This window comes from Pseudomonas sp. LB3P81 (assembly GCF_054897965.1).
This window is the reverse complement of the sequence record NZ_JBUBVG010000001.1, coordinates 1,062,564-1,075,737: the sequence shown is the minus strand read 5'-3', so window position 1 is coordinate 1,075,737 and position 13,174 is coordinate 1,062,564. Positions and strand designations below refer to the sequence as shown.

General features: G+C 58.0%; 7 protein-coding genes and 1 pseudogene. 5 read left to right on the top strand and 3 right to left on the bottom strand.

The features are described from left to right. The first annotated feature begins 37 nt into the window (after positions 1-37). Positions 38-1,156, top strand: a complete 1,119-nt coding sequence (locus tag ACYZTL_RS04815; RefSeq protein ID WP_461950816.1) for a glycosyltransferase 61 family protein — start codon at positions 38-40, stop codon at positions 1,154-1,156. 138 nt (positions 1,157-1,294) lie between these two features. After that, positions 1,295-2,110, top strand: coding sequence for a diaminopimelate epimerase (gene dapF, locus ACYZTL_RS04810; RefSeq protein ID WP_461950815.1), 816 nt, complete (start codon positions 1,295-1,297; stop codon positions 2,108-2,110). Between the two features lie 101 nt (positions 2,111-2,211). Here the strand turns inward: dapF and ACYZTL_RS04805 are convergent, their stop codons facing one another. The 3 genes and pseudogenes from ACYZTL_RS04805 to ACYZTL_RS04795 all read right to left on the bottom strand — a co-directional run. Further along, positions 2,212-2,862, bottom strand: coding sequence for a hypothetical protein (locus tag ACYZTL_RS04805; protein ID WP_461950814.1), 651 nt, complete (start codon positions 2,860-2,862; stop codon positions 2,212-2,214). Positions 2,863-3,325: 463 nt separating this feature from the next. Further along, entirely contained in the window at positions 3,326-6,958 is a 3,633-nt protein-coding gene (locus ACYZTL_RS04800; RefSeq protein WP_461950813.1) for a toxin VasX, read from the bottom strand. Positions 6,959-7,537: 579 nt separating this feature from the next. Beyond that, a pseudogene (locus ACYZTL_RS04795) lies at positions 7,538-7,759 on the bottom strand (type 1 glutamine amidotransferase domain-containing protein); the annotation flags it as partial. A gap of 162 nt (positions 7,760-7,921) precedes the next feature. Between ACYZTL_RS04795 and ACYZTL_RS04790 the strand changes: the two are divergent. From ACYZTL_RS04790 to treS, 3 genes are all read left to right on the top strand, one after another. Continuing rightward, on the top strand, positions 7,922-9,598 hold the full coding sequence (locus tag ACYZTL_RS04790; protein ID WP_461950812.1) for a methyl-accepting chemotaxis protein: 1,677 nt from the start codon (positions 7,922-7,924) through the stop codon (positions 9,596-9,598). A gap of 164 nt (positions 9,599-9,762) precedes the next feature. Continuing rightward, entirely contained in the window at positions 9,763-10,890 is a 1,128-nt protein-coding gene (locus tag ACYZTL_RS04785; RefSeq protein ID WP_461954259.1) for a GGDEF domain-containing protein, read from the top strand. A 128-nt stretch (positions 10,891-11,018) separates the two neighbouring features. Continuing rightward, positions 11,019-13,085 (top strand): maltose alpha-D-glucosyltransferase, encoded by a 2,067-nt coding sequence (gene treS, locus ACYZTL_RS04780; protein WP_461950811.1) that lies wholly within the window; start codon positions 11,019-11,021, stop codon positions 13,083-13,085. Positions 13,086-13,174 lie beyond the last annotated feature (89 nt).

The following is a 13,174-nucleotide window of genomic DNA, read 5'->3' as shown; positions in this document are numbered from 1 at the left end:
ATTTCAGGACGCTCTGCCCTGAATGGAGGACCTTTTCATGGAAAGCGATGTCTCGCAAATCATCACTTCGACCGCTGGCAGTCGAAGGAAATGGACGCTTGCCGCCTACCGGTACATGGCAAGAAAAAGACTCGCACGCGAGGCAGAGATCAACTTGAAAAGCCTGGCGGTGAAACGCTGGGACGTTGCGCCGGGTGGGGTATCGCATTCTCCTCCGGCTTTCTTCCTGTCCGGTCAAATGGAACGCGTGACGGGATGGGAGGCGAAGCGCTTTTATCCGTTCGAGCATCCCGCGCGCACAATGGAAGGGCTGGGTGACGTGGTACAAGGCCCGACACGGGGATACTTGCTCGAAGACGTCTGGCTGATCGATGGGGCGCTCTACAAGGACAATGCAAGTTTCTGGTTGTCTCTCAAGCCTGGCAGGTTTCCGCGCATTGTCGTGGAAAACGAGATCGACCGCGCGGCCATCTTTTGCACGCAAAATGGAAATACCTGGTTTGGTACGCGGTTGATGGAAGACTTCCCGACCTATTCATTGGCATGCGACGAAGGCGTCCCGGTGACCACCGCGCCCTCCGCCAGATTTCCCCTATCTGCCCAGACCCTCGCGTACGAAGACTGGCTTGGTATGAAGCCGGTCCGTTTGAACGGCGCGTTTTTTCATGAGCTCGTGCTATTCGACGATTTCAGCAACAACCAAAGCAGGCACCTGCGTTACCGTGCCATGGGTGAAAAGCTGCTGTCGCACGTGAGTCATGAGGAACACCCTGGCGTGTTCATTCTTCGCGGTAGCGCCGGTGACTTGCGCCTTTTGCGCAACGAACTCGAGATCGCCGAACATCTGCGCAAGACTCGGGGGTTTCGCGTACTCGATCCTCTGAAAACCGACGTCCCGACCATCGTGGCCGCCTGTGCCGGAGCGCAGACCGTGATCGGGGTCGAAGGCAGTCAGCTTGTACATGGTGTCAATGTACTGCGCCAGGGCGGTTCGTTGCTGGTCCTTCAGCCACCGAACCGTTTCGTCAGCTATTTCAAGTACCTGACGGATCGCGACCAGCAGAATTTTGGCTTTGTGGTCGGAACACCTGAGGGCGATGGCTTCAAAATCGATATTGAAGAGGTGGAGCGCACACTGGATCTGTTTCCGTCGTGATGGCGGCTTGGGAAAAGTCTGAAACAGGTTTGATATCAGCGGCCAGCGAACTTAACACCGCTTGAAAAAGTGCTGCGAATGGGGCTGTATTGCCTTCAAACGTCAATTCCCCATATGTCCCGTCGCCAGGATCTGTTCATGCCGCTGAGTTTTCACAAGATGCACGCCAATGGCGATGACTTCGTGATCGTGGACGCAAGAAACACCGTCAATCCAGTGACCAGTGCCATCGCTCGGCGAATGGGTGATCGCAACCGAGGCGTCGGATTCAATCAACTCGCGGTGCTGCTCGATTGCGATGACGCAGCAGCGCGCTTGGTGTTCTGGAACGCTGATGGCTCCCCGCTGGACGCTTGTGGCAGCGCAACGCGCGGTTCGGCGGACAGGCTGATGCGCGAATCAAACACGACTTCTGTCGCACTGCGGACCAACCGCGGTCTGCTGACGTGCGAACGAACTTCCACCGGTGCCATCTCGGTCAGCATGGGAGCGCCGCTTTACGGCTGGTCGGATATTCCTCTGGCACAGGAACTGGATTCGGCTGTCCTGCCCCTGGACGGTGGGCCAACAGCGTGCAGCATGGGCAATCCGCACTGCACCTATTTTGTGGATGACCTGACGGCGATTGATATCGCGACAATCGGGCCAACCATTGAAACCAACCCCTTGTTTCCCCTCAAAACGAACGTCCATTTCGTCCAGATCATTGACCGCAAGCATATTCGGTTGCGCATTTGGGAGCGCGGGGGCGGTATTCCGCTTGGTTCAGGTTCGTGCTGTTGTGGCGCGGCTGTTAACGGAATTCGTCGTGGTTTGTTGGACGATACTGTTGAGGTTGAATGTGATGGCGGAGTTGTGACGGTCCAATGGGATGGCGTGGGGCCGGTGTTTCTTACTGGGCCGGTGGCGGCAATTTTTTCGGGGACAATCGCGGATAGCTTGTTAAAGGGATAAGGCACTGTCGTCGGGATTACAAATCAATAGTGTCCGTTCTTGAGAGCTAATTGATTCGCCGCAGCCCCAAGTTGTGACGGTACGGGCGCTGGAAAAGCGACTCATGCGCGACGCTTATCCGTGGCATTCAAGCGCTGCACCTCGGCAAAGATTTCGGTGATCGGCCGTCGCGGCTGGCGTTTGTGCAAGGCGCGAACCTGCTCGCTCTGGCGCAGCAGTTCTTCACTCGGCTTGGCCCATTGTTCTTTCGGCAGCGGCTCGGACCATTCGCGCATTAAGTCGGGCATGGCCTGCGGGCCCATTTTCTGAAGGCGGCGGACTTCCCATTCGACCAGGTGGTTGGGAATCGTCCACAACGTCATGACGTGGTACAGGTACCAGAAAAATCCCGAGATCCGGTTGCGCTGGCCGTTGCGGATTTGCTGGTGCAGGCGCGCGCGGGCGTTGTGGAAGGTGTGCAGGCCTTCGTGAGGCGGGTCGTTGGGGCCTTGCAAGTCTTGCAGGTCCTGGATGGATTTGAGGTCGTGGATTTCGTACTCCATGTAGCCACGGATCGCTTCCCAGTGGCTGATGGCGATGGAGAGGCCGAAGCAGGGGAATTCGACGCTGGTCAGGGTTTCGCCGTGCTGGAAACCGATGCCCATGCCGTATTGGCGGTGGATGCCGTATTGGGTGGCGCCTTGGGCTTCGATGATCCAGGCCGAGAGGGATTCCCAGGGGACGAAGAGGGGATCGGTGGCGTCTTCGGGCATGAAGCACACTTCGCGGCGTTGGCGGTTGAAGCGGGTGGGGATGATGTTGAGGCGCTTTTTGTGGTTGTGGTGCCAGACGCCGAGGCCAATAAGTAGGGAGCAAACACCGGTTACTGCTGCATTTCCATATGACGCCAGAAAAACTCCTTCTATTGCGTGAGTAATGTCGTCCCACCCCATCCCGAATAAAAAAAACATGAAGCCGCCGATTAGTGGAAACAAGAATGCAATCATAAAAGTGCCGCTCAATGGCCCACCTAATATGACCTGCCATGAAAACACCTCTGGCGATCCCAATCCGAAGTCCATGAACACATCATTGAGTTCCCCGATATGAGGTCCATACGGCGGCATTGCTGTCGGCAAGGGCAACGGTGCGAGATAGGTGATCCTGCCGCTGGGAAACGGCTCGACATCACCGGCGTTGCGAGGCTGCTCGGGGAGCGGGGTGGGCATTGGGACATTACTCTTGGTGGGCATGGTCGGCCAACTCCAGCAGATGAGTTTCAACCAGCAACAACGGTGGATGTTCGCTGAGGGATTGAAGCGGCAGTACCGGGAAACGCCCTGTACTGCGCGGGTTGATTCGAATGATTTGGATCCGTGGCTCCCAGAGCCCGTTGGCGCTCAGGGTCTCGACACAGACCGTCAGCTCCAGCGTTTCAGACGCCGGGGTAAACTCGGTGTCAGGATTCACTGGGTATCGCAGGCACAGCACCAGCCGATCAGATTCTGCTTGCACGAGGCGCAGGCTGGCCGCCACCTCATCGCTGATGACGTCCTTGCGTTCTTGTGGCACACCTCGGCTGTGGAGGGGTACGGCAAGGCGCCGGGCACCGATCCCCAAACGGTGTATTGGTTTTCCATTCAACGGTGGCTGAAAGTTACTGAGATTGAACCTCGGCAGGACCAGATGAATGTCGCTGGGTTTGGCTTTCAGCAGCAAGTTTTTCAGCCACGAGTCGTGTTCGTTCGGACCCAGTTGTGCATACGGGGCGTTGAGCAAATAGTCCAGATAACGCTGATATTCATCCAGGGTATGGTCGCCACGCTTATCGGCATCCAGGCTCCATGGCGTGGTTCTCAGCCATTTGTCATGGGCGCTGATGTTGTAGCGGTTGTACAGCCAGGTGCCGCCCAGTTCTAGAACGGTGAACAACGCACCGGCCAGATTGAAGCGGAAAAACACCGTGGACAGCCTTGTGCCCGCCGCGGCCCAGGCAGCCGTTCGGGCTGCGGCACCCCGTGCCGTCAGTACTTTGAAAGTAGCGCGGACGGTATGATTCAGGCCATAGGCGTTAGCGGCCGCCATACCACCCGCACCCAATGTGGCGAGCGCTGCGCTGCTCTGTGCCGAGTGATTCCCACTGCGCGTCGCCTCTTGCCATTTCTCCTGTTGCGAATTGAGGCTGGACAACGAAGCTGTGAAACCTAAAACATACGTAAAGAAACCCAATCCAACATGCATCTTCCCCATCCGCACATGCACATTTTGCAAAGCATGGTGTTGAAGTCCGGCAACGAGTTCTGCGCTACGCGCCTTCAGAGCGGTATCCGCCAGACTTTGCGCCGCAGTGAATCCCGCAGCACCAGTAGCCGCCAGCGCATTGGCCAAGGGCATCCATACTCGCTTGTTCCTGGATTGGTTGGTCAGCTCCCTTACGACCGAAACCAAATTCACCCCCTGCACCAAAAACACCAACAACCCCATCCCCTCACTTCTAATCAACTTCCCATTCGGCACCGAGCTCACCCCAATCCGAATATCCTTCAACAAACTCCTTACCTCCAACTGCTGCGCCGGCGGAAACACCGCCGTCACTCCCGCCCGAGCCTGCGTCGCGCCGTACAGCCGCACCGACTGATCCGGCAGCTCCGCAATCGGGCTCAACGCCCCGGCCAATTGCCCTTCAAGCTGCGTCAACTGCCCGCGCACCCGCACGATCTCGCCCTGCAACTCCAGCGCCCGCGGCGTCTTGTGGCCCTGGCGGTTTTTGTTGTGGGTGAGCTGGTTGCGTTCGCGGGTCAGGGTTTTCAGGTAGTCGCGCTCGCTGAGCATGTCCTTGAGGTGGGTTTGCAGCGCCGCGTGTTCCGCCGGGCTGGCGACGGTGAAGGTCACGCCGGTGGTTTTTGCGGCGTCGAGGATCCGTGCCGATAAAGCCTTGGGCAGTTGCCGGAACAGTTCGTCGAGGTCGGGGATTTTCTCGCCCGCCAGGTCGAACCCTGCCAGCGCCCGGCTCAGGCCCAGATTCAGCGCGGGGCTGAGGCTGTGCTGGGCGGCGTCGGCGACGGCGCGGGTGGGGTCGGGTAAATCGTCGAGCGCTGGCAGGTGTGGTTGTTCGATTTTCTTCAACTCGGCCAACCAGTGCGGCAGGTTGTTGAACACACCCATGCCGGCGTTGAACAACGTGGTGTATTGCGCGGCGTTCTCAGGCTGAAGGCGCAGGGGCAAGGTGTAGAACAGCGGCCGGGTCAGTTCCGGGTGTTCCTCCAGATAACCGAGCAGGGTTTCGCTGGCGTGGTCGCTGCGGCAGATGTCTTTGAGGCAGGCGTATTCCGCGGTGAAGGCTTGGTGAAGTTGCTGTTGATCCTGCGCGTCGTAGTACCAGGCCGAACGGTGGAAGCGACCGCCACCCACCAGCATCGTGCGGTCGGCGGTGATGCGATCGAGCATCCGGTTCCAGCGGCCAAGGTCATCGCGATGCTGAGACAGCGCCGCGTCCATGGCCGGGCGGTCGATGAAATCATTGACCCCGCGTTTGCCACTGAAACGGGAACCTTCGAGCACGTCGATGATGCGTTTGTTTTGCTCTTGGGCGAGTTTGATCAGGGTATCGAGATGACGCTCGACGAAATCGTCGGGCGTACCCTCGAAATGTTGGCGCGTGTAGTAACGGCGGTCGGCCTGGTCACTGGCGCGGCTGTGGGCGGTGAAGTCGGGTGTCGCGCCTTGGTACTTGGCGAATTTGAACGCTTCGGCATGGGCTTCTTTGCGCAGTTGCTCCAGTTCCGGGGGCGCCGGCACACCCGAAGGCTCGACCTTGCCGCCCTTGTTCAGATAATCCAGCAAGGCTTGGCGGGTGTGTTCCCGATCCGGCTCGGGCAACTGTTCCAGATCGGCAAACAACGCCTGCACGGTCGGGTTGTCATCCGCCTTGGCCAGTTCGCCGATATCCTCGGCACTGAGCCGGCTCAGGGATTCGATGTAACAGGCCAGCAAGTAATCACGCTCGTTATTGTCGGCGTTGCTCCACTCATCGACCCAGCCGACCACGACGTCTTGATACTCGGCCAAATCGCGCAACACGCCGAGCTCATCCTGCACCACCAGAAACAGCGTGTCGTCCTGATAAGGCCCGCGTACCCGGCCGAGCAACTCGCCGATGTGCGCCTCGCGAAAGCGCCGAGGCTGCTCCCACAAATAGGGTTCACGTTCGTGCTCGGGGGCATCGCTGACCTGCACCGTTGGCAACAGAACGGCGTCCGGCGGCGACGTGGCTTCCAGCTCTTCGCGGTCGTGTGCGGCTTGCGCCTGTCCGGCCGGAACGGTCGCAATCTCCGCCAGCCACTCTTTGCCTTGTGCAACCGTCAGCAAATGCGCGCCACCGGTTTCGCAATCCACCGGGCCGAGATCGACAACCTGCATGAAGTGCTCGCGTTCCTCACGACTGTCGAGCACCTGGGCGCATTTCGCCGCCGTCCATTGCACTTCCGCAAAGTTCACGTACAGCGTGCTGCGCCTTGAAAACACCAGCGCCGGACGCTCTTCAATGGGCGTGCGCCGGTCGTCATCGACCTTGGCGCCCTTGTGCAGCAGGGCGCTGACCAGTCCGTCGAGTAGCTGATATTCGTGGAGATGGCCGGTAACGCTGTCGATGACGTACAACCAGCCATCGCGCAGTAAACGGACACCCAACGGTCGAGTGGTGAGGGCGTAGGGCAGCTTCAGTTTGGCACTCGGGTCGAGTGGCTTTTCCACCAGCCCATAGCGCAAGGGCAATAGCTGCACATGGGTGTTGCGTAGAGGGCAGGCACCGGGAGAGCCGATGGCGGTTTTCGAGGCAGCCGCTGCGGCGAGGATGGCAGGATGGGTCATGGGCGACCCGCCGAAGCGACTGGCGTGCAAGTGCTGAACATCCACATGTCCTTGTGTCTATTTCAAGACTCGGGACTTTGCGTGGATCTACCGATTGGTTGATGTCAGGCGATTCGATATTTGGCATAGGACGGGTCCGTTAAGTCGTAATCTGCGGTCAGGTGCAGACTGCCTTCGTCACAAGACGCCTGGTTGTAAGAGCGGTCTGTAGGGATGGGGGCGGGGAATCCGGTATCGCAGGCGCAAAGCGTAGGAAGTAACGACTCCATCAAGTCCGTTTCAACACACTTTCCCCCGCATCCTTGGGTAACCTGATCAAATCAACCAGCGCCAACAGCCCCAACACGGCCTCCCCGACAAGGGCAATTCGAAAGTCCCACAAAAAGCACGGCGACAATCAAGGCAAATGGCGTTTGCGGGGTAAACAGCGCGATCAGCCGGGTTTGCAGGCTGAGTTCCACCCCGGTTGTGACACTTGAATCTGGTGTGGCGGGTGACTTCACCGATGGGATCCTTTTTCGAGGTGTTTCAAACAGAAAACTTCGCGATGAGTTTTACCATCCCGAGTCCACTCAGTCTCTAGCTCCGGGATTTGAGGCGCTCGACGATCGCCTTGCCCACCACGTCCAGCGCTGAGCCTGAGTTTTGTCTGGTCACCAGTTCGCGGTCGATGATGACGTTGGCGCTCCACGGCGAAGTGTTGCTGCGATAGTCACCGCCCGCCTGTTCCAGCGCCGTTTGCGGATAGAACTTCATCGCGTCGCCCTTCAACAAGCCCTTGGCCAGGTCCTCTTCCTGATGACCGTGAATGTGTCGTCGGCGTAGGTCCAGCATTGGGTCGCAATGCCTCGTTACGCAGCGGCGGTTTCCTTGGCGAATAGCCTCAAAGAACGACTAAACATTCGTCTTACAGCGCCGATAAATGGAAGCGAATATACGTGCAGTTCTTGATCAGAGATTTTTATGAAATGGAAGATACGCAATAAGGTTCTAATGTTGTCGGTTGCTCCGGCGCTTGTTCTCGCATTGATCATTCAGTTGCTAGCCTTCTCTGAACAGCAGTCCCTTGGAGAAAGAAGCCTGGAAGAAACCCGACAGGCTTTGATCAAGACCCGTAAGGACGAACTGCTGCACTACCTTGATATTGCCTATAGCACCATCCAGCCGTTGTACGAAGGCTCTGACGCGATGAGCCCGGCAACACAGGAGGAAGCCAGGCGCAGGCTTCGCAATTTGCGTTATGGACAAGACGGTTACTTCTTTGGCTACAGTGACAGCGGCGACCGGATATTCCTTGCTGGTAAGGACGAAGGGAAAAACTTCTGGGACCTCAAAGACAGCAACGGTACTTACCTCGTTCGTGAGCTGACCGCCGCCGCCAGGCGTGGCGGTGATTTTGTGACGTACTACTTTCCCAAGCCGGGCGCAGACACCAAGCCTTACCCGAAGCTTTCATACAATCGCTACCTGGATAAGTGGCACTGGACTATCGGCACCGGTTTTTATGTTGATGGTCTCGATGCACTTATTACCGAGCAAACCCGCAGTCAGCAGCAAACTATGGACGCACTGCGCTGGAAGCAGTGGGGAATTATGGTTGCTTTGTTGTTGCTGCTAAGTCTCATCGTCGCCTATGTAACGCGTAGCATAGTCAGACCTCTGAACCTTCTGACGGGTAACTTGAAGGCCTTGGCCTCCGGAGAGGGCGACCTGACTATCCAGCTACCAGTGGACGGAAACGAGGAAACTGCGCAACTAGCCATAGCCTTTAATCGATTTGTCAGCAATATCCGTGACATGGTGCTCGACCTTGGACGCTGCGCTCAATTGCTGCAGGAACGCAATGAACAGCTCAAGCAAAGTGCCCAGCACGCCGCTGACGCCCTTGACCAGCAGACCCAGGATGCAGATCAGGTCGCTCATGCCATGGAACAGATGGCCCTGGCTACGGAAAACGTGGCGCAGTCGGCACAAAGCGCAGCTCAGGTAACACGCGATACAGACAACCAGGCTCAAGCCATGCACAACAATGTGGACGACACAATGAGTGCAATCGGTGGCCTGGCACACGACATCGGCAAGGCCGCGCAGGATATCCAGATATTGGGCCGAGATGTTGAGTCCATAGGTTCGATTCTCGATGTGATCCGGGGCATTGCCGACCAAACCAATCTACTGGCCCTCAACGCCGCTATAGAAGCTGCACGTGCTGGCGAGCAGGGACGCGGGTTCGCCGTGGTGGCTGATGAAGTACGGTCGCTAGCGCAGCGAACTCAGAAAAGTACCGCTGAAATACAGGACAAGATCAGCCAACTGCAACAAGGTGCGCGTGCCGCAGTGAGCACCATGCAGGACAGTCTTAGTGGTAGCGAGCGTGCGGTTAACAAAATTAATAGCACCGGTCAGATCCTTGTCGAGGTCAGCAATGCTGTGTCGGAGATCAACGGGATGAACAACCAGATCGCTACCGCAGCTGAAGAGCAGTCCAGCATCGGTGCCGAGGTGAACCAGAGCCTGTCAAAGATAAGCCGTCATATCAGCGAGACCCAAGCCATCACCACCCGCAACAACGAAATGTGTGTCGACCTGGATCAGCTATCCAGAGAGATTACTCTGCTGGTTAATCGCTTCCGGGTCTAAGTCGATCATAAGTATAAAGGTGGGTATTTCGTCCACTGACGGTAGGCCTCGCCACTCCTCCGGCATCCAGGCACTGATCTGTTTCTGCGAGGATGAATGTGCGAATGGCCATAAGCAATGTGCCACAATCGCCATCGTCGCAGCATGATGATCAGGCAGATGAAATGGATGGCGTTGGATTGCGGTACGAAACGGAAGAGTTGATCGTAAGGCAGGTGCACACAGACCGATTGCACCAGCTGTTCCGCCAGTCGGTTTCAGCGGTATTCGGCAGCTTTCTCGCGGTGCTGATGGTGTGCTGGCTGTGCTGGGACCGTTTTGATCACACAGTCATTGCGTGGTGGATAGCGTTGCAGGCGGCGTCGTCGTTGTTGCGGATTTCGATGTTCATCGCCTATTTCCGCAGTCCCGCCAACGAGCGCCCCCCTCAGCGCTGGGAGCGCACGTATTGGGGCACGCTCGTGTTGTCCGCCGGTATCTGGGGCGGCGGCGCGCTGGCGGTCATGCCGGCCGATGACCTGTTGGCCCAGGCCCTGGTCATGCTTTTTTGCGTCGGAATGTCTGTCAGTGCGGTGTCCTGTTACTCGGCCTATCGCTACATGACGGTCGTGTCCATTTCCCTGGTGTTGTTGCCTTGTACGATCTGGCTGTTGTTTCAATCCACATCCCTGCAGGTTGGTATGGGGGTGGCGGTTCTGGTGTTCGCTTCATTTGTATTCAGCGCGACGCGCAACCTGTCCGACGCACTGGAAACCGCCTTTCGTCTAACCCGTGAAATGGAGCAGGCGCACAGTGTTTCAACCCGTGCCGCCCAGACGGATGAGCTCACGGGCCTGAACAACCGCCGGGCTTTTTTCGAGCACGCCCAGCAACTGTATGGCCATTGCAAGAACAACCACTTGCCACTGTGCGCCGTGATGCTGGACATGGATCATTTCAAGCACATCAATGACACCTACGGGCATCAGGTCGGGGATCAGGTGCTGCGGCAAATGGGAACGGTCATCGGCAATTCGTTTCGCGAAACCGACGTTTACGGCCGGTTGGGCGGGGAGGAGTTTGCTGTTCTGCTGCCGGACACCTCGATTGAGGTCGCGCAGAACATTGCCGAGGAACTCATCCAGTCGATCGCCGGGCTGATGACCGGGCCGGTCTATCGTATCTCGGCCAGCTGCGGTGTCGCGTCGATGAATGCCGAGGATAACGATCTGCACAGTTTGATGAACAACGCGGACAAGGCGCTGTATCGAGCCAAGGCGCGCGGGCGTAATCAAGTCGCGGTTTCCGAGTAAGCCTGCAAGGCCGTCATAAAACAGCACGATGCAACGAATGCCACGTCAGGGCCTCATATAAAAACGAGCGGCGCTTTTGGTGCAGAAGGGCGGATGCCTTTTTTTCATGACGAGAGGTGATTGTTTCCATGACGGCGGCTGAGAAAAACCATGTGGACTGGCTGGTCGAACAATCGATGCTGCATGCCGCAAGACAACGGGCCAGGCTCTACTCGGGGCAAGGTCGATTGTGGCAACAGCCCTACGCGCATACCCGGCCACGCGACGCCTCGGCCCTCGCTTCGGTGTGGTTCACTGCGTACCCGGCGTCGATTATCACCCGTGAAAATGGCACGGTGCTCGAAGCCCTGGGTGACGAAACCTTATGGCACGCCTTGTCGAGAATCGGTATCCAGGGGATTCACAACGGCCCGCTGAAAAGGTCTGGCGGCCTCTCGGGCACCAAACACACGCCCACCATTGACGGCAACTTCGACCGCATCAGTTTCGACATCGATCCGCAGTTGGGCACCGAGGCCCAGCTTCAGGCACTGACGCGCATGGCCGCTGCGCACAATGCGGTCATCATCGACGATGTCATCCCGTCGCACACCGGCAAAGGCGCGGATTTTCGCCTGGCCGAGATGGCCTATGAAGACTATCCGGGGCTCTACCACATGGTGGAAATCCGCGAGGAGGACTGGCCGCTGCTGCCCGATGTCATCGAGGGGCGCGATGCGCAGAACCTCAGTCCGATGCAGGTCGACGTTCTACGCGACAAGCATTACATCGTCGGCCAGTTGCAACGGGTGATCTTCTTCGAGCCCGGGGTCAAGGAAACCGACTGGAGTGCGACCCCGATCGTCATGGGTGTCGACGGCAAGCCGCGACGCTGGGTTTACCTGCATTACTTCAAGGAGGGGCAACCGTCGCTGAACTGGCTGGACCCGACCTTCGCCGCACAGCAGATGATCATCGGCGACGCGCTGCACGCCATTGACGTCATGGGCGCGAAAATCCTGCGGCTGGACGCCAACGGTTTTCTCGGCGTTGAACGCAAGCTCGATGGCACCGCCTGGTCGGAAAGCCATCCCTTGTCGATCACCGGTAATCAGTTGCTGGCCGGGGCGATTCGCAAGGCGGGCGGTTTCAGTTTTCAGGAACTGAACCTGACCGTTGACGATATCGCCGCCATGTCCCACGGCGGGGCCGATCTTTCATATGACTTCATCACCCGACCCGCTTACCAGCACGCGTTGCTGATGGGCGATACCGAATTCCTGCGCTTGATGCTGCGTCAGATGCATACCTTGGGCATCGATCCGGGCTCGCTGATCCATGCGTTGCAGAACCATGACGAACTGACCCTCGAACTGGTGCATTTCTGGACCCTGCACGCCCATGACACCTTTCTTTATCAAGGGCAGACGTTCCCTGGAAACATCTTGCGCGAGCACATTCGCGAACAGATGTACGAACGCCTGGCCGGCGAGCACGCGCCGTATAACCTGAAATTTGTCACCAACGGCGTGTCCTGCACGACCGCCAGCATCATCACGGCGGCGCTGGGGATTCGCGACCTCGATGTCATTACCCCGGCGGATATTCAGCAGATACGCCAGATACATGTGCTGCTGGTGATGTACAACGCGATGCAGCCGGGCGTGTTCGCGTTGTCGGGTTGGGACCTCGTCGGCGCACTGCCGCTGCCGGCAGAGCAGGTCGCGCATCTGATGCTCGATGGCGATACCCGCTGGATTCATCGCGGCGCCTATGATCTGGTTGACCTCAATCCGCAAGCGCAGCTGTCGGACGGGCAGATGCCGCGCCCGAAAACGTTGTACGGCAGCCTGACCAGTCAACTGAAAGACCATGACTCGTTTGCCTCGCAGCTGAAGCGAATCCTTGCGGCGCGCCGTTCCTACGATATCGCCGCCAGTCGCCAGATTCTGGTCCCTGATGTCGAGCATCCGGGTTTGCTGATCATGGTCCACGAACTGCCGGCTGGCAAAGGCACCCAGATCACCGCACTGAACTTCGGCTCGACAGCGATCACCGAAACCCTACACCTGCCCAATATTGCCCCGGGACCGGTGGTCGACATCATCAATGAACGGGTCGAAGGCGATCTCACGCCTGAGGGGGAGTTCACGATTACGCTGGATGCTTATGAAGGGTTGGCACTGCGGGTGGTCAGCAGCTCACCGATGATCTAACCCTCTATTTTCGGTCGTGGGCCTTATGGATCAGCGAAGCGAAAAACGCGGAGGTCGGGCATGGTTTTCAGCTGACGCGCTGACAGCCT